This is a genomic window from Roseateles noduli, assembly GCF_050626985.1.
Taxonomy (GTDB): Bacteria; Pseudomonadota; Gammaproteobacteria; order Burkholderiales; family Burkholderiaceae_C; genus Roseateles; species Roseateles noduli_A.
In genome coordinates this window covers 4,386,840-4,406,532 of sequence record NZ_CP192463.1, presented here as the reverse complement: position 1 = coordinate 4,406,532, position 19,693 = coordinate 4,386,840, and the positions used below count along the sequence as shown (strand labels likewise).

The following is a 19,693-nucleotide window of genomic DNA, read 5'->3' as shown; positions in this document are numbered from 1 at the left end:
GACCGGATGCCGGGACGCGCTTGGCTCCTCGTCGCGATGGCGTTGGCCATCGGCTCGATGGTCGCCTGGATCCAGCCGCCGCAAGTGCAGGCCGCGATGGCGTGGCGCCCCGAACTTGCGGCGACCGAACCCTGGCGTGCCGTCAGCGCGGCGTGGCTGCACTGGAGTCCGCAACACCTGATCGCCAACCTCGCCGGCTGCGCCGTGATCGGGCTGCTCGGCATCGCCGCGCGGCTGACCGCGCGTGACGCGGCGGCGTGGCTGCTGGCGTGGCCGCTGACGCAGTTCGGCCTGCTGATCGAGCCGTCGCTCGAGCGTTTTGGCGGCGCGTCCGGCGTGCTGCACGCGGGGGTCGCGGTGGCCGCGATCGGCATGATGCGGATGCGGGCGTCTCACGGGCGGGAGCGCGTGATCGGCTTGCTCATCGGCATCGGACTGGCCGTGAAGGTCGCGGCGGAGCGGCCCTTGTCGGGGCCGGCCTTGCGGCATTGGGACGGCTGGAACATCGCGATCGCGCCGCTGGCGCACCTGACGGGGCTGATCGCCGGCGTGGCGACGGCGCTGCTGTGTGCGTTGGCCGCGCGGGCCTGGGCAAGTCGCACTGACCGCCGGGCATGATCCGGCGCCATGGAACGCAAGCAGCATCTCGACAGCACGGCGGTGGTCATCCTCCTGGGATGCTGCGTGCTGTGGGGCCTGAACCAGGTCGCGGCCAAGGCCGCGCTGACCGAGATCGGTCCGCTGTGGCAGGCGGCCTTGCGCTCCGGCCTGGCCGGCGCGCTGGTCTGGGGCTTTGCCGCGGCGCGCGGCATCGCGCTGTTCCGGCGTGACGGCAGCCTGCCGGGCGGGCTGCTCGCGGGCCTGCTGTTCGCGGCCGAATTCGCCTGCATCTTCATCGGCCTGCAGTACACGACGGCGTCGCGGATGGTGGTCTTCCTCTACCTGTCGCCGTTCGTCGTGGCGCTGGGCATGCCCTTGATCTCGCCGGCCGAGCGGCTGACGAAGCGCCAAGCCGCGGGACTGCTGGTCGCCTTCGGCGCGGTGGCCTTTGCGTTCGGCGAGGGACTGCACGGGACCGGGCAGACGATGCAGTGGCTGGGCGATGCACTGGGGGTGCTGGCCGCGCTGCTGTGGGGCGGAACGACGCTGGCGATCCGCGCGACGAAGCTGTCGTCCGCCAGCGCGGAGAAGACGCTGCTGTACCAGCTGGCGATCTCGGCGATGGCGCTCGCGGCCGGCGCGATGGTGGCCGGCGAGTCGCTCCCGCTCGACTGGTCCTGGCGCCTGCTGGGGCTGTTCGGTTTCCAGGCGGTCATCGTGTCGTTCGCGAGCTACCTGCTGTGGTTCTGGCTGATCCGCCACTACCCCGCGACCAAGCTGTCCAGCTTCACGCTGAGCACGCCGTTGTTCGGCCTCATCGCAGGCGCGCTGCTGCTGGGCGAGCCGATCACGCCACGGTTGATGCTCGCGCTCGCGGGCCTAGCGGTGGGGATCGTGATGGTGAATCGTTGAGGCTGCTCAAGGCGAATTGAGGAAGTCGAGGAAGCGCCTACCGCTCGCATCGCCGTCCGTCGATTCGCCTGCTCGAACGCCGGGAGGGCCTCGCCATCCGACGGTGACCCCCTCGCTGCCGGATTCGCCGGCTTCGAGCAGGCACGCCTCGTCGCCATCACGCCGTCCATCGACATCCAGATGGGCCGGGTGGGCAGCGGGACCTGAGGGTGCGGGGCAGGCCGCTTCCGGCCCGGCTGCGGTCAGGCGTTCAGAGTTCAATGATCCCGCGCTTCAACGCGATCGTGACCGCGTGGGTGCGGTCCTTCGCCGACAGCTTGCCCAGGATGGTCCGCATGTGGACCTTCACCGTCTCCTCGGTCAGCGAGAGGTGCTCCGCCACCTCCTTGTTCGCGTGACCGAGCGCCACCAGGCGCAGCACCTGCGTCTCGCGCAGCGACAGCGCACGGCTGCCGGCGTGCTGCGCGATGGCGGCCTCGATGGCCGGCGGCACCATCATCCGGCCGGCATGCACGCCGCGGATGGTGTCCAGCAGCTCGGTGCGCATCAGGCCCTTGAGCAGGTAGCCCACCGCGCCGGCCTTGATCGCGCGCGCGGCCTGGAAGTCGCCGGGAAAGGTCGTGAGGATGACGATCCGCGCCTGCGGGAACTCGCGACGGATCGCGGTCATCGCCTCGATCCCGTCCATGTCCCGCATGCGCAGGTCCATCAGCGTCACGTCGGGCTGGTGCTGGCGGAAACGCGACAGCGCCTCCAGGCCGGTGGTGGCCTCGGCCACCATGCGCATGTCGGGCTCGGCGTCGATGACCGTCGTGATGCCGCTGCGCATCAGCGCATGGTCGTCGACGGCCATCACCGTGATGGGGGAGGAGATCGGGGCGGAGTCGTTCACGCGCGGTCAGCGGTCAGGTCGGGAGCGCCGGCTCGTGGGCGCAAGGGCCGAAGCGTAGCCGCAGCCGACGGTCCGGATCGCCCCTGGGGCTACTCCCGCTCCCTCGAAAGAGTTAGCCCGGAGGTGTCGCGCCGGCGCCTCGCGCCACCCCCGCGGCTCGCCCGATCCGGGCGCCGCTTCTGCTAGTGTTCCGGCCCCATGACGTTGTCGCTCGTGATGTCCGCTCCCATGTGCCGTACGCCCCGGGCTTCGCCGGCGGCGACGGCGGCGTTGCGCGCGATGGCGACGCTCATGACGGTCGCGAGCGGGGCCTGGAGCGCGATCGGGCTGGCGGTGCTGGCCGCGACGCTGCTGCTGGTCGCCGTGCCGGTCCGGGCGCTGGACCACGGGCTGGCCATGAACCAGTTCCATCACCGCGCCTGGACCGCCGAGGACGGCGTGCCGATGGAAACCTGGACCATGGCCCAGACGCCGGACGGACTGCTCTGGATGGGCGGACCGAACGGCCTGACGCGTTTCGACGGCGTGCGCTTCGAGCGCTTCCGCCCGCCGCCGCCGCAGGAGTTCCCGTCCGGCACCGTGGCGAAGGTGCTGGCGACGTCCGGCGGCGATCTGTGGGCCGCCTTCTTCCCGCGCGGGCTGGTCCGGATCCGCGGCGACCAGGTCTGGCGCGTGCCGGTGACGGAGGCGGTGGCGACCGCCCGCATCCGCTCCATCGCCGAGGATGCGGACGGCGCGATCTGGGCGGGCGGTGCCACGGAGCTCTTCCGCTTCCAGAACGACCGCTGGGAGCGCATCGACGCGTCCTGGGGCGTGGAGGGCCGCGCCATCGACGGCGCGGTCGTCGACGGGCGCGGCACCGTCTGGATCTGCGACAACGAGCACCTGCTCGGACTGCCGCAGGGCGAGACGCGCTTCCGCGCCGTCGGCGACTGCAAGGAGGCGACCAGCCTGCAGGTGCTGCGCGGCGAGACCTGGCTGGTCTTCGCCAACGAGATGCGCAAGGCGCCGGCGCTGTCGCGGATGGCCATCGCGCGGGACCCGCGGCTGTCGACGCGGCGGGGGTCGTCGACCGTGGTGGACCGCGACGGCAATCTGTGGACCGTGTTCTGCCCGGCGGGACTGTGTCGCCGCCGGCTGCCCTGGCCGCTGGAGGGCGACCGCGTGCCGCTGACCGGCGAGTACGAACGCTTCGCCGCGCCGGAGGGCCTGTCGGGCGACTTCGGGATGATGATCCTCGAGGACGTCGAAGGCAGCCTGTGGGTCGCGACCAAGACCGGCCTGGACCGCTTCCGGCGGGCCGCGCTCGTGCCCGCGCGGATGCCGCGCGCCACCAGCAACTTCGCGCTCGCGGCGGATCCGGGCGGCGGGGTGACGGTGGCGGCGTACTCGCCGGTGGCGTCGACCGTGTGGCGGCTGTCGGGCCCTGCGGGCGAGGCCGAGAAAGTGCCGGCGCCGCCGGGCGCGCAGATCACCGCGGCGGGCCGCGACGGCCAGGGGCGGCTCTGGCTGGTCGGACCCGCGGGACTCTGGCGCCGCGAGGGTACGCGGTGGGAGGGGATTCCCAGACCGCCGGGCGTCGGGGAGCGCTGGATCAGCGGCATCGTTCCGTACGGCGACGGCCTGATGGTCGCCTTCCAGCGCGGCGGCGTGCAGACCTGGGAGAACGGCCGCTGGCAGCCGCTGTCGTTGCCGGGACAGCCGTCGCCGCTGGAGGCCGCGGTGGCGTGGGCCGGCGACGGCACCTACTGGTTCGGACTCAAGGACAACCAGGTGCTGCGCTGGGCCGACGGCCAGGTGCGCAGTTTCGGGCCGGCGCAGGGCGTGGATGTCGGCGACGTGCTGCTGGTCCATGCCGGCCGATCGCGACTGCTGATCGCCGGCGAACGCGGCGTGGCGATCCTGTGGGACCACCGCTTCGTGCCATTGACGACCGAGGTGCCGGAGACGCTGGCCGGCGTGTCCGGCATCGCCGAGACCGCGGACGGCGACCTGTGGCTCAACGGGCGCAAGGGGGCGGTCCATGTCCGGCGCGAGGACCTGCTCAGCTTCCTGGGGGATCCCGGCCAGCCGCTGAAGGTGGAGGTGCTGGACACGCTGGACGGCCACCCCGGCGGCGCCACCGCCTTCTGGCCGCAGCCGAGCGTGGTGGAGGCCGCGGACGGCCGGTTGTGGTTCGCGGGCACGACCGGCGTGGCGTGGCTGGATCCGCGGCGGTCACGGCGCAACGCGGTGCCGCCCGTGGTGCGGATCACCGGGCTGCGCGCCCATGGCGTCGAGTACGCGCCGGGCGCGAAGGTGACGCTCCCGAAGCACGCCGAGATGATGGAGCTGCGCTTCTCCGCCGCGAGCCTCGCGGTGCCGGAGCGGGTGAGCTTCCGCTACCGGCTGGACGGGGTCGATACGCGCTGGCGCGACGCGGGTCCGCGGCGGGAGACGGTCTACAACAGCCTGGGACCGGGCAGCTACCGGTTCCACGTGCTGGCCGTCAACAGCGACGGCGTCGCGGCGCCGCAGGAAGCGATCCAGGACATCGTCATCCCGGCCGCCTGGTACCAGACGGCGCTGTTCCGCGTGTTGTGCGTGGCGGCGGTGATCGCGCTGATCTGGGCCTTGCACCGACTGCGCCTGAGGCAGGCCGCGCGGCGGGCGCGCGAGAAGATGCGCACGCGCATGGCCGAACGGGACCGCATCGCCCGCGAGCTGCACGACACGCTGCTGCAGGGCGTGCAGGGGCTGATCCTGCGGTTCGAGGCGCACTCCGCGCAGTTGCCGGCAGCGCATCCGGTGCGCGCGGCGATCGATGCGGACCTGGTGATGGCCGACGACGTGCTGGACGAAAGCCGTCGCCGCGTGATGGCGCTGCGCGGCTCCCAGCAGGGGGGCGCGAGCCTGCCGAGGGCGCTGGAGGACATCGCGTCGCAGCTGGCGCGGGACTACGACGGCGAGTTCCGGCTGGAGATCGTCGGCCGCGAGCGGCCGCTGCGGGCGGAGGTCCGCGATGAGCTGCGCCTGATCTTCGGCGAAGCGCTGTTGAATGCGTTCAGGCACGCGCGGGCGAATCGCATCACGATGACCTGGCGCTTTGGATGGTGGCGACTGCGCGTGGAGCTGCGCGACGATGGCGAAGGCATGCCGCCGTCGCTGGCCGCGAGCGGCCGACCAGGGCACATGGGACTGGCGTCGATGCGGGAGCGCGCGCGAGCCGTGGGCGCGCGCCTGACGATCACCAGCACGCCGGGGCAAGGCACGAGCGTGACCTTGACGATGCGTGCATCGCACGCGAGTTGATGGGTTGCAAACTTTTTCTTCACGGGCCACTTGCAAAGCACTGATGGCTGTCGGCAGAATCCGCCCCGCCGGACGTCCATCGAAGAATGAACCGCCGGCAAAAGGGAACGATTCCAAAGCAAACACGGAATCGGCAGGGAGGAAGCCGCTGAGCTAGTGACAGGACTTGCGCCGTGAGGTGCCAGGTCTTGCTGCGCGCGTGCGCCCGTACTCCCCGCCGGTGACCGGACAGGGAGTTTCAAGTGAGCTCGACTCGGCAAGACCTGGTGGTGTCAACCAAGCGCGGCGTGCATCGCGGCATGCGGCGCGGCGTATTGGCGGGTGGCTGGGGCGCGGTGGCGCTCGCGCTGCTGATGGCCGGGTGGAGCGCTGCGCGCGCCACGGGCTACGTGTACGACGACCTGGGCCGGCTGGTGCAGGTGGTGCTGCCCAATGGCAGCGGCACGCAGTACGTGTACGACGCGGCGGGCAACATCACGGCGGTGCGCGCGGTCAACGCGGGCACGCTGAGCATCACGAGCTTCACGCCGGAGTCGGGCGCGCCGGGCAGCAAGCTGACGGTCAACGGCAGCGGCTTTGCGACCAGCATCGCGGGCAACACCGTGACCGTCGGCGGCGCGAGCGCCATCGTCACCGCCGCGACGGCGTCGCAACTGACGGTGACCGTGCCGGCGAGCGCCGCAACCGGGCCGGTGGGGGTGACCACGGGCGGAAGCAGCGTGACCTCCGCCAAGCCGTTCACGGTGGTCAGCAGCAAGACGCCGACGATCGCGAGCTTCACGCCGGTGCTGGGCACGACCGGGACGGTGGTGACCTTGACGGGCACCAACATCCAGACGACGGCGTCCGACAACCGGCTGCTGTTCAACACGAGCGGCCTGGCGACGCTGAGTGCCGCCACGGCCACGACGCTGACGACCAAGGTACCGTCGGTCGGATCATCCGGGCGCCTCACGCTCTCGACGCCTTACGGCAACGCGCTGAGCACCGCCGACTTCCTGGCCGTGCCGGACAACCGCACGCCGAGCAACGTGGCCGCGTGGACGCGCATCGCCGTGGGCGGCGCGGGCGCGACGCTGGGCATCCCGGCCGCAGGCAAGCACGCCGCGGTGATCTTCGACGGGACGATCAATCAACTCGTCACGCTGGACACCAGCGGCAGCACGCTGGGCGGAGCGCTGGGCTATGCGGTGTACGGACCGCAGGGCACGCAACTGGCCACCGGCAGCGTGAGCGCATCACAGCCGCAGGCCTATCTGCCGACGCTGACCGCGGCGGGTACCTATGCGGTGTTCTTCGATGCCGGCGCAGCGGCCACGCTCAAGGTGGCCGCGACGGTCGACCAGAGCTTCGCGATCGATGCGGGCCGGACGACCATCCGGGACGTGTTCCCGGGGCAGACCGCGTCGGTGCCCTTCACGGGCACGGCGGGACAGAACCTGGGCTTGTCGCTGAGCGGGCTGACGTTCACCGGCACGGGCGCGACCGCGGCGGTCACGCTCCAGGTGGCCAAGCCCGACGGCACGGTGTGGCAGAGCAACACCAGCTGCGTGACGGCCAATCCCGGCGCAGCGTGCGAACTGAACCTGAGCGGCTTGCCGGTGAGCGGTGCCTACGCCATCCGCGTGCTCAACCCCGCGGGCAACCGGCCCATCGCCGCAGGCGTGCTGACGCTGAGCAGTGACAAGACCGGCACGCTGGTGGATGGCCAGGTGCAGTCGCTGGCGGTGCGCACTGGCCAGAACGGCCGCATCACCTTCGCGGCTACGGCAGGGCAGGTCGCCACCGTCTGGCTGGGCAACCATGCAACCAATCCGTCGGTGGACATTCCGGTCACGGTGCTCAAGCCGGACGGCTCGTCCGCCTTCACGCAGTCGCTGGCGGCGAGCGTGCGTGGCGGATACCTGACGGTCCTGGCCGCGCAGAGCGGCAATCACGCCGTGTTCGTCGATCCGGCCTATGGGGCGTCGGGCAACCTCGAACTGGTCCTCAACCCGGCGGTGACGACGCTGACGGTCGATGGCGCACCGGCGTCGCTGGCGGCCTCGCCAGGCGCGTATCTCGTGTTCAACGGCGTTGCCGGGCAGAACCTGGGCCTCGGCCTGACGGGGCTGAGCTTCCCCGGCGGCGGCCTGGCGACGCTGACCGTCCGCAAGCCCGACGGCAGCGTGCTGTCGGAGGCCAGCTGCTCGTCGGCCAGCCCGGCCAGCGGCTGCGATCTGAACCTGAGCAACCTCCCGGCGACCGGTCTCTACCGCGTGCAGCTGATCTCGACTTCCGCCGCTCAACCGAGCGCCGCGACCTTCGTCCTCAGCAGCGACAAGGTCACCACGCTGACGGCGGCCACGCCGGCCACGGCCACGCTGCGGGCGGGACAGAACGGCCGCTTCACCGTGCAAGGCACGGCGGGCCAACCGATGAACCTGTGGGTGGGGCAGGGCGTTTCCGATCCCGCGGGCGTCAGCATCGCGGTCAACGTGTCGCGTCCCGACGGCTTGAACGTGGGATCCACGACTCTGTCGACCAGCAGCAACGGCATGGCGTTCACGATCCCGTCGGCGCCCGTGACCGGGACCTACACCGTGTTCGTCGATCCGGGCTTCGGCGCGGGGGCGACCGTGCAGGCCTTGTCCGAGCCGGTGGCGACGCCCGTCGCCGTCGATGGCGCCACCGTCAACATCGCGGCCACGACCGGCGGCTACGGCACCTTCACCGCGACCGCCGGCCAGAATCTCGGCCTGGGGGTGAGCGGCCTGGCTTTCGCCACGGGTGTCAGCGGCACCGCGACGCTGCGCATCGTCCAGCCCAATGGCTCGGTCTGGCTGAGTGCGACTTGCGCGAGCGCCAACCCGGGTGGCAACTGCGAGGTGAACCTGCCCAATGTGCCCGCCACCGGCACGTACAGGATCCAGCTCGTCGGCAACAGCGCGCCAATCACGACCGCCAACGTCACGCTCAGCACCGATGCGATCGGCGTTCTGCCGCAGGATGGCAGCACCAACCTCGCGCTGCGTACTGGCCAGAACGGACGCTACACGATCGCTGGAACCGCCGGCCAGCAACTGACGCTGACGTTCAGCACGCTGAGCACGACGCCGGCCGGCCAGGCCGCGATGCTGACGCTGCTCGATCCGAGCGGCAGCAGCGTCTGGCAGTCGACGTTGAATGCCGCGTCGGTCGGCACGGGCATGACGCCGCCGCTGCTGCCGGGCACGGGCAACTACACGCTGTTCGTCGATCCGTCGTACGGCTCGGCGCTGACGGGCGCGCTCTTGCTGGGCAACACCCCGGTAGTGCCGCTGCCCGTCGACGGCGCCCCTGCCGCGCTGGGAGGCACCAAGGGGCTCTACGCCTCGTTCACCGGCAGCGCCGGCCAGAACCTGGGCCTGGGTTTGACCAATCTAACTTTCTCGGGCGGGGCGAATTCTTACGTCAGTCTGTACGTCTACAAGCCGGACGGCTCGCCGCTTGTGTCCGGCACCACCTGCTACGCCGGCGTCGCCCCCTGCGGCGTCAACTTGAGCCGCCTGCCGACAACCGGCAACTACCTGGTCCGGGCGGTCCCGGTCGGCGCCACGGCGGTGAGCTCGCTCACGCTGACCCTCAGCAGCGACGTGTCCGGCACGCTGACGGCGGGCACGCCGCGGGCGGTGACGCTTCGTTCCGGTCAGAACGCGACGCTGAGCTTCGGTGGCACCGCAGGACAGCCGGTCACGGTCCGCATGAAGGACCTGTCGACCACGCCGGCTGCGTTGAACGTCAACCTGTCGGTGCTGCGCTCAGACGGGTCGGTGATCTCGACGGTCAGCGGTTCGACCAGCTCGGACGGCAACCAGATCCACGTACCCAGCCTGCCGAGCACCGGCAACTACGTCGTCTTCGTCGATCCGGAGTACGGCGCGGCGGCCGCGCTGTCCGTGGTGGTCGACGGCGCCGGCGACATCGTGCCGGACGGCGCTGCGGTGGGCCTGCCGGTGCCGATGGCGGCTGGCAGTGCGAAGACGCTGCAGTTCAGCGGCACGGCGGGTCAGTCCGTCGGCGTAGGACTCTCCGGCCTGGCCGGTACGGGATACGTGGCACTGGAACTGCAGGGACCTGCCGGCGCCAGTTCGCTGACGTCGGCTACCTGCTATGCCAACAGCGGCGGCACGGGGGCCTGCGGCCTCAACCTGACGCTGCCGGCGACGGGCTCGTATCTGATCCGCTCGCGCGTGAACGGCGGCAGCGTCACCGCCGGGTCGGTCACGCTCAGCAACGATGCGACGGGCACGCTCAGCGCAGGCACACCGGTCGCGCTGAACCTGCGCACCGGCCAGAATGGCCGTCTGGTTCTGCCGGCCACGGCCGGTCAGCCGGTGACGCTGCGATTCCGCAACATGACGACCGCGCCGGCCGGCTTGAATGTCGGTGTGTCCCTTTACCGTCCGGACGGGGTCCTGGTCACCTCGGTCAACGGGACGACGTCGGGCGACGGCGGCTACCTGCGCGTGCCGGCCATGCCGGCCAGCGGGAACTTCATCGTCTTTGTCGACCCTGAGACCGGCAGTGCCGCAAGCCTGTCGATGGTGCTCAATCCGGCTGCCGACATCGCCATCGACGGCGATCCGGTAGCGCTACCCGTGCCGATGGCTGCGACGACCGGCAAGGGATTGCTGTTCTACGCGACGGCGGGCCAGAACCTCGGTGTGGGGCTCTCCGGCGTGAGCAGCAGCGGTGGTTATGTGGTGTTCTCGGTCGTCGGTGGCGACACGGGCACCACGTCTTACGGGCAGGCCACCTGCTATCCGGCCGAAGGCAGCTGTGGCGTCAACCTGACGGGCCTGCCTGCCGGGGCCTACCTGATCCGCGCCCAGGCCGGCGGCGGCACGACCACGGGCGGCACCGTGGTGCTGAGCAACGACGTGGGAGGACCATTGACCGCGAACACGCTGCTGCCGCTGACCCTGCGTGCAGGCCAGAACGGGCGAGTGAGCTTCGAGGGCACGGCGGGCCAGCCGGCCACATTGCGGTACGCGGTGACATCGACGACGCCGGCGAGCCGCAACATCTCCGCCACGCTGTATCGCCCGGATGGCGTGGTGTTGACCAGCAACAGCGGCACAGTGTCGAGCGACGGCAATCAGATTGCCGTCGGCAGCCTGCCAGTGAACGGTACCTATACGTTGCTGCTAGATCCGGAGTACGGCAGCGCAGCCTCGGTGTCGGTGACGCTCAATCCGCAAGACGACCTCATCGTGGACGGCGCGGCGGTGAACCTGCCGGTGCCGATGGCGACGGGCACGGCGGCAAGCCTGACCTTCAAGGCCACGGCGGGTCAGAGCCTGGGCTTGGGCCTCGGCAGTCTGACCGGGACCGGGTCGGTGAGCTTGTCGGTCCAGGGGGCCGCGGGCACGATCGTCAGTGCGAACTGCTATCCGGGCGACGGCGGTTGCGGCCTGAATCTGCCCAACCTGACGGCCGGCCAGTACCTCGTCCGCGCGCAGATCAATGGCGGCACGATCACCGGCGGCGCCATCACGCTGAGCAATGACGTGGGCGGCGCGCTGAGCACCAACACGCCGATGCCGCTGACGTTACGAGCGGGCCAGAATGGGCGGATGACGTTCGCGGGCACTGCGGGTCAACCGGCGACGCTGCGCTACAGGGTGTTGTCGACCTCGCCCGGCGTGCGCAATGTCTATGCCACGCTGTATCGGCCCGACGGGAGTTCGCTGACGTTCAACTATGGTTCGCCGTCGAGCGATGGCAGCCAGATCCATGTCGCCAGCCTGCCGACCACCGGCACGTATACGCTCGTGCTGGACCCTGACTACGGCGTTGGCGCCTCGGTGACGACGACGCTCAACCCGGCGGACGACATCGTCGTAGACGGCGCGGCGGTGAACCTGCCGGCGCCGATGGCGACGGGCACGGCGGCGAGCCTGACCTTCAAGGCCACGGCGGGTCAGAGCCTGGGCTTGGGCCTCGGCAGTCTGACCGGGACCGGGTCGGTGAGCTTGTCGGTCCAGGGGGCCGCGGGCACGATCGTCAGTGCGAACTGCTATCCGGGCGACGGCGGTTGCGGCCTGAATCTGCCCAACCTGACGGCCGGCCAGTACCTCGTCCGCGCGCAGATCAATGGCGGCACGATCACCGGCGGCGCCATCACGCTGAGCAATGACGTGGGCGGCGCGCTGAGCACCAACACGCCGATGCCGCTGACGTTACGAGCGGGCCAGAATGGGCGGATGACGTTCGCGGGCACTGCGGGTCAACCGGCGACGCTGCGCTACAGGGTGTTGTCGACCTCGCCCGGCGTGCGCAATGTCTATGCCACGCTGTATCGGCCCGACGGGAGTTCGCTGACGTTCAACTATGGTTCGCCGTCGAGCGATGGCAGCCAGATCCATGTCGCCAGCCTGCCGACCACCGGCACGTATACGCTCGTGCTGGACCCTGACTACGGCGTTGGCGCCTCGGTGACGACGACGCTCAACCCGGCGGACGACATCGTCGTAGACGGCGCGGCGGTGAACCTGCCGGCGCCGATGGCGACGGGCACGGCGGCGAGCCTGACCTTCAAGGCCACGGCGGGTCAGAGCCTGGGCTTGGGCCTCGGCAGTCTGACCGGGACCGGGTCGGTGAGCTTGTCGGTCCAGGGGGCCGCGGGCACGATCGTCAGTGCGAACTGCTATCCGGGCGACGGCGGTTGCGGCCTGAATCTGCCCAACCTGACGGCCGGCCAGTACCTCGTCCGCGCGCAGATCAATGGCGGCACGATCACCGGCGGCGCCATCACGCTGAGCAATGACGTGGGCGGCGCGCTGAGCACCAACACGCCGATGCCGCTGACGTTACGAGCGGGCCAGAATGGGCGGATGACGTTCGCGGGCACTGCGGGTCAACCGGCGACGCTGCGCTACAGGGTGTTGTCGACCTCGCCCGGCGTGCGCAATGTCTATGCCACGCTGTATCGGCCCGACGGGAGTTCGCTGACGTTCAACTATGGTTCGCCGTCGAGCGATGGCAGCCAGATCCATGTCGCCAGCCTGCCGACCACCGGCACGTATACGCTCGTGCTGGACCCTGACTACGGCGTTGGCGCCTCGGTGACGACGACGCTCAACCCGCCGGACGACATCGTCGTAGACGGCGCGGCGGTGAACCTGCCGGCGCCGATGGCGGCGGGCACGGTGGTGAGCTACGTGTTCAGAGCCACGGCCGGACAGAATCTGGGCCTTGGCGTGAGCGGTCTGGCGACCACCGGCACGGCGAACCTCAGCCTGCAAGGTCCGAACGGCAGCAGCAACAACAGGAGCTGCTACGGAGGCGACAGCGGTTGCGAAATGAACCTGCGTAACGCGGTGGCGGGGTCGTACCTCATCCGCTTCCAGACCAACAGCTCGACGGTAACGGCCGGGGCCGTCACGCTGAGCAACGATGCGGGCGGGGCGTTGACGGCGGGAACGCCGAAGCCGCTGAGCCTGCGCGCGGGGCAGAACGGGCTGCTGACTTTCACCGGCACGGCGGGGCAGCCGGCGACCTTGCGCTACACGGTGGCGTCGACGACACCGGTCAATCGGACGATCTACGCCACGCTGTATCGACCGGACGGAACCTTGATCACGACTGCGTCAGGTGGCCAGGCGAACGATGGCAGCCAGATCTACGTGGCGAGCCTGCCGACGAACGGCACCTACACGCTGGTGCTGGACCCGCAGTACGGGGCGGCTGCCACGATGACGGCGACGCTCAACCCGGCGGACGACATCGTCGCCGACGGTGCGTCGGTGAACCTGCCAGTGCCGATGGCGGTGGGTTCGGCGGCGAGCTACGTGTTCAAGGCTATGGCCGGGCAGAACCTGGGCCTTGGCGTCAGCGGCCTGGCGACCACCGGAACGGCCAACGTCATCGTGCAGGGGCCGGACGGCAACACCAACACCAGGACCTGCTACGGCAGCGACGGCGGTTGCGAATGGAACCTGACCAACACGATGGCGGGTTCGTATCTGATTCGCTTCCAGGCCAACGGTACGTCCGTGACCGCCGGGACGGCGACGCTGAGCAGCGATGTCACGGGAACGATGGTGGTGGGCACGCCGTATCCGCTGACAGTGCGCCATGGCCAGAACGGCCGGCTGACGGTGACTGTGCCGGCGGGGGCGAGATCGCTGGTCGTGGGTACGCCGTCGACGACGCCGACTGGCAAATACGTGCTGGTGCAGGTGCTCAACGCGAGCGGCTCCATCGTGGCGAGCAGCAATTACTCGACCAGCGGAGGCACGCTCAGTCTCGGGACATTGGCCGCGGGGACCTACACGGTGGTGGTGGATCCTAGTTTCGGCGCGAGCGCGTCGGTGACGCTGACGATGCAGTGAGCGGATCGAGCGATCCAAGCACACGCGAACAAGAGATTCACGCAAGAGGGTGGCGATGAAAACAGGAATGATGACTTCGGTGTCGCGGCTGGCGACGGCCTTGGGGCTGGCGGGCGTGATGCTGCTGGGGACGATGTCCTCGTACCCGGTCAATGCCGCGAATGCGGCGCAAGGTGCGCAGGGGCAGTCGATGTCGACGGCCAACTCGCCGGCGGCCGCAGCTGTGCTGCAGTTGCTGGGCGCGCGCCCCGCGGCGACGACGGGACAGAGCGCAACGCAGTTGGCCGATGGCGGCTGGCTGTTGTTGGGCGGAACGGCGGGCGCGACAGCGAGCATCAGCTCGAGCGGTGGTTCAGGGGGGACCTCGAACGGAACCTCCAGCGCAGGCGGCAAGCCCACTGCAGGAGCATGGCGCGTTGACCCGGTCAAGGGTGGCACAACGGCGCTGAGCGCGCAGCTCAACGTGGCGCGCAGCGGCCACACGGCCACGCTGCTGCCCGACGGCACGGTGCTCGTGCTGGGTGGCACGTCGGCGGGCGGTGCGGTCACGAGCGTGGCCGAGCGCTTTGATCCTGTCAGCGGAAGCTTCAATGCGCTGGGCGCAGTAGGCGTGCTCGCTCGCAGCGGCCACTCGGCCACCGTACTGCCGGACGGGCGCGTGCTCATCGCTGGCGGCGTGGATGCAAAGGGCGCGGCGGTGCGCGAGGTCGAGGTCTACGACCCGTTGACCGGCGGTATCGAACGCGCGAGCGACAGCGTGACCCGCCAACAGCATCGTGCGGCACTGCTGCCCGAAGGCGGCGTGCTGCTGTGGGGCGGCGCGGACGCGCAGGGTCAGGCCTTGCCACGCGGTGCGCTGTACGACGCGGCAACGCAGCGTTGGAGCGCGGTGACGGCGGAGGTCGCGGCCAAGGCGGCGCAGTCGCTGGGCAGCGCTGCGGCGCCTGCCGTGCTGGAGAGCCAGCCCGCCAGCGGCGCGGCGCAGGTGCCGGTGGCGCAACGACTGATGGTGCGCTTCAGCAAGCGCATGGACGTGGGCAGCTTGAATGCGGCCACGGTGACCCTGGTCGGCCCCAACGGCGCCGTCAAGCTTGACGCCGTCGGCGTCGAAGGCGGCGTGCTGCTGTTCGTGACGCCGCGCCAGGAGTTGTTGCCCAACGCGGCATTCACGCTGTTCGTGCAAGGCGCCAAGGACGAGTTCGGGCAGGCACTGCCCATGCAGGCCATCGGCTTCCGCACCGCGGCGCTGGGCAAGCCGGGCAAGGGCAATGGGGTCACGCCCGGCAGCGCTGCTGCGACCCCCGCGCCGGTGACGGCGGCACCCAAGCCGACGCCGGCTGCTTCGGCGCCGGTGGTGATGGACGAGGACGAGCGCTGGATCCCGGGTCAATCGAACTTCGGCGGGAACTGGACCAGTGGACGCCGGCACCAGGCCGAGCGCACGATGCCGCAGCAGGCCCGCGTGCGCTGGGCGCTGCACGGAGACCCAGCGTTCGCCAAGCTGCGTCCGGCGGACGTGGCGGCCAAGCGGCTGCCGCGCGCGCCGCAGTCGAGAGTCGGAGACGGCACGTCGGTCAGCGGCCAGGTGCTGCGGCTCAACGGCAAGCCGCTGGCCAACGTGACGCTGGCCATCGGCGAGCGCCGCACGCGCACGGACGCCAACGGCGAGTTCACGCTGCGCAACGCGCCGTCGGGCCGCCAGATCCTGGTGATCGACGGGGGCACGGCCAACAACGGCGATTACAAGTACGGCCGCTACGAGTACGGCATGGAGGTCACGGCGGGCGAGGACAACGCGCTGCCGTTCGTGAGCTGGATGACGCCGCTGGACACGGCGCACACGGTGACGATCGCGTCGCCGACGACCGCTCCGGTGGTGCTGACCAACCCGGCGGTCCCGGGGCTGGAGCTGCGCATCCCCGCGGGCACGGTGATCCGCGACACGCAGGGCAAGATCGTCACGGAGCTGAGCCTGACGGCCATCCCCGTGGACCAGCCGCCGTTCCCGCTGCCGGCGTTCCCGGTGCCGGTGTACTTCACGGTGCAGCCGGGCGGGTCGCACCTGGTGGGCATCGATGCGAAGAGCGCCAAGGGCGCGCAGCTGATCTACCCGAACTTCGCGGGCTCCAAGCCGGGCACGCGGGTGAACTTCTGGGACTACGACGCGAAGGAGCGCGGGTGGTTCATGTACGGTCAGGGCGCGGTGTCGGCCGACGGCAAGCAGGTGGTGCCGGATCCGGGTGTGGTGATCTATGAGTTCACGGGGGCCATGATTGCGAAGCCGGATATCGCGCCGCCGCTCGGACCGGACACCGATGGTTGCGAATGCGGCGACCCGGTGGACATGTACACAGGCCTCTTCCTCAACAACGAGACCGACGTCGTTATCAACGACGTCATGCCGATCACAATCAGCCGTTCGTTCCGCCAGGCCGACGAGACCTCGCGCGCTTTCGGCATCGGGACGGGATTGAGCTACGACACCTTCCTGGTGGGCAATGCCTATCCGTACACCTATCAGAACTTGGTGCTCTCGAATGGCGGACACGTGTGGTTCCAACGCGTTTCATCGGGGACCAGCTACACCGACGCGGTGTACAAGAGCCAGGACTACTCTGGGGGGCTCTACACGGGTGCAATCCTGAAGTGGGACGCCAGCTATCCTGGTGCGACGTGGAGCATCACGTTGCGGGACGGAACCGTCTACTACTACCCGATGTCCTACAACGCGGCGGACTATCGCAACGCGGCCGCCATCGCCATCAAGGACCGCAACGGCAACCTCACGACGCTGTCGCGATCCAGCGGCAATCTCACTAAGGTGACGTCGCCCAACGGGCGCACCGTGACGCTGACCTACGACACGGTCAGCCGTATCACCAAGATCACGGACGACATCGCGCGCGAGTGGAAGTACGAGTACGACACGCAGGGACGCCTGATCAAGGCGACGGATCCCCTGAATAACAGCCGGCAGTACACCTACGAATCCAAGGTCCTGGATCCATCGAAGTCCATGGCGGGAATTACGTCGATGACGGCGATGCTGACGGTGGTGGACAAGCGTGGCAACACGATGGTGACCAACGCCTACGATGATGCGGGCCGCGTGGCCAAGCAGACGTATGCGGACGGCACCACGATGAGCTTCGCCTACGGCACGACGCTGACGAAGATTCCTCCGCGCACGGTGTTCACCTGTTTCGTCAGCGGCGGGGGGCCCGGCATCGACCTCACGGATGCCTCCCGTAGTTGCCAGCAGACCGTCGATACGGCGGTGGTGAATCAGGTGGATGTGACAGATCAGCGCGGGACGGTGACTCGGCTCGTGTTTGACGAACAGGGGAAGCTGGCGAAGAAGATCGAGGCAGTCGGACTGCCGGAAGAGCAGACCCGACTTTATAACCGGGACGCCGCCACGGGCCAGATCCTCAACGAGGTTGATGCCTTAGGGCGGAAAACCGCATACGAGTACGACGCACTCGGAAACGTGACCAAGACGACCCGGCTAGCGGGAACTGCGAATGCGGTAAACACGTCGTCGGTCTACGAAACAATCTACAGCAGACCGATCACATTGATCGACGCCAATGGCAATGCCTCGTCAATGCAGTACGACGCGTCGGGCAACTTGACACGGATTGAGAACGCCATGGGCGAGGCCGTGAAGCTTAGCTATGACCATCAAGGAAAGCTCATTGGCATTGAAGACGCTTTGCATCACCGTTCGACGTTCTCTTATACAGGCGGAGATTTGTCCGCCTATATCGATGCGCTAGGAAATAGGTCAACACTGTTCGCGGATTCGGTGGGTCGAATCAAGGGCATCACAGATTCATTAGGCAACTCTCGATTCGCGGCTTTCGACGCCATGGATCGTCTGATTAGCCTGACGGATTCCATGGGTGGCACGATGCGTCTTCAATACGACGCCAATGGCAATGTGCTGGCTCAAACAGATGAAAATCTAAACGTAACGTCATTCACCTATGACAAAAGAGATCGGCAGCTGTCTCGGAAGGACGCGTTGCAGCAGACAAGCAAGCGTCTTTACGAACCCGGGGGGATAGACAGCCAGCGAGTAGATCGCAAAGGTCAATTGAAGTCGATCGTGTCCATCGACGGCCTAGGACGCCCAGTGAAAGTGGGTTTTGGCGCAACCGAGAGCAACCCTTCATCATTCAAAAGCACGGTCAGCTATACCTGGGATAAGGCGGATCGCGCAACGCAATTCGTAGATAGTGTGTCTGGAACCATCGTTCGCACTTACGATGACTTTGACCGGCTGTTGAGCGAGACCTCACAAAACGGAACGGTAAGCTACACATATGACACAGGCGGCCGCCGGCAGTCGATTGCAGTTTCGGGGCAGCCGACTGTGCGTTACACCTGGGACGCCGCCGACCGTATCACAAGGATCTCGCAAGATGCCGGTTCAGTTAACGGAAATACCGCTCAGGAGATTATTTTTAGCTATGACGAAGTCGGCAGGCGGAGCCGAGTTTTCATGGCGAATGGGATTGTGCGGAAATATTCCTATGACGCTCGTGGTCAAATTTTGGGCATCTCCTATGCAAACTCTAATGGCGTGGTATTTGAAGACATTAACTATAGTTATGACGCTGGCGGTAGACGAGTCTCGGTCGAAGGTAGTCTTGTCGGCGCGACAGTTGATGCCGAGGTACTAAATACGGAATTCGATTCTAATGGCCGCCTGATCAAACGTAACGGGCAGACCTTGAGTTACGACTCAAATGGAAATTTGACTAATGATGGGCAGAGGATCTACGTCTGGGATGAGCGCGATCGGCTGGTAGGCGTAAGTGGGGAGAATGCCACAACCTATCAATATGATAGTCTTGGACGAAGGTTGTCACGTTCAGTAGCTGGCTTTACCACCCTGTTTGTTTCCGACGGTGCAAATCTGGCGCAGACCATAGTGAATGGTGTGCCGGTGGCCCATGTGGGAGGGCTAAATCTCGACGAGTTGTATGCTGTTTACCGTGGAGGGATGTCAAATCATCTTTTAATCGACGCATTGGGGAGCACTTTGGCTACAACTGATGCACAGCAGATGGTGGTGTCCCGCAACACCTATAGCGCATATGGCCGCGCGGCATTAGTTGGAAGCGATATGAGCGATGGCCAATTTACAGGTCGAGAAAGTGACAAAAACGGTCTACTCTATTATCGAGCGCGCTACTACAGCCCTGAATTGAGTCGATTCATTTCGGAGGATCCGATCGGATGGAGTTCGGGGCAGTCGAATCTCTATGCATATGTAGGCGGCGATCCAATTAGCCGGTCGGACCCTTCGGGTTTGTGCCCAATGTGCCTTATTCCGGCACTCCCCTATGTTGGAGAGGTTCTCGTTCTTGGCGCTGCATGGTGGATATCACAACAATCGAAGACGCCGAATGAGGGTACTCCTGGTTCCTGGCACACCAATCCAGGTAGTGGTCAGGAGCGACTTTATGGTCCCAATGGCAGACCGGAGGTGGACATCGATTGGGACCATGACCATGGCCAAGGTCAACCGCACAACCACAATTGGGGTCCGAAGGGGCGCGAAGTTCCGGAGGGAGGTTTTTCGCCTTGGCCGCGTGGGCGGGGAAATCCTGCTTGTAAATGAACTGAGAGG

6 protein-coding genes are annotated in these 19,693 nt (G+C 67.8%); 5 read left to right on the top strand and 1 reads right to left on the bottom strand.

Going from position 1 to position 19,693, the window contains the following annotated elements:
* Positions 1-6: 6 nt before the first annotated feature.
* Both rrtA and ACQ4L4_RS19185 read left to right on the top strand, forming a co-directional pair.
* Positions 7-618 carry a rhombosortase gene (rrtA, locus tag ACQ4L4_RS19190; RefSeq protein WP_431100499.1) on the top strand — a complete coding sequence of 204 codons (612 nt, stop codon included), beginning with the start codon at positions 7-9 and terminating at the stop codon, positions 616-618.
* 9 nt (positions 619-627) lie between these two features.
* Positions 628-1,512, top strand: a complete 885-nt coding sequence (locus ACQ4L4_RS19185; RefSeq protein ID WP_431100498.1) for a DMT family transporter — start codon at positions 628-630, stop codon at positions 1,510-1,512.
* 250 nt (positions 1,513-1,762) lie between these two features.
* Here the strand turns inward: ACQ4L4_RS19185 and ACQ4L4_RS19180 are convergent, their stop codons facing one another.
* The gene (locus tag ACQ4L4_RS19180; protein ID WP_431100497.1) at positions 1,763-2,404 is read right to left on the bottom strand and encodes a response regulator; all 642 of its coding nucleotides are present in this window, start codon (positions 2,402-2,404) and stop codon (positions 1,763-1,765) included.
* 291 nt (positions 2,405-2,695) lie between these two features.
* On the opposite strand from ACQ4L4_RS19180, the gene ACQ4L4_RS19175 reads away from it, so the two are divergent.
* The 3 genes from ACQ4L4_RS19175 (at position 2,696) to ACQ4L4_RS19165 (ending at position 19,684) form a co-directional block, all read left to right on the top strand.
* Positions 2,696-5,695, top strand: coding sequence for a sensor histidine kinase (locus ACQ4L4_RS19175; protein ID WP_431100495.1), 3,000 nt, complete (start codon positions 2,696-2,698; stop codon positions 5,693-5,695).
* Between the two features lie 242 nt (positions 5,696-5,937).
* Entirely contained in the window at positions 5,938-14,052 is an 8,115-nt protein-coding gene (locus ACQ4L4_RS19170; protein ID WP_431100493.1) for an IPT/TIG domain-containing protein, read from the top strand.
* A 55-nt stretch (positions 14,053-14,107) separates the two neighbouring features.
* Complete coding sequence (locus tag ACQ4L4_RS19165; RefSeq protein WP_431100491.1) at positions 14,108-19,684, top strand: RHS repeat-associated core domain-containing protein; 5,577 nt, start codon at positions 14,108-14,110, stop codon at positions 19,682-19,684.
* Positions 19,685-19,693 lie beyond the last annotated feature (9 nt).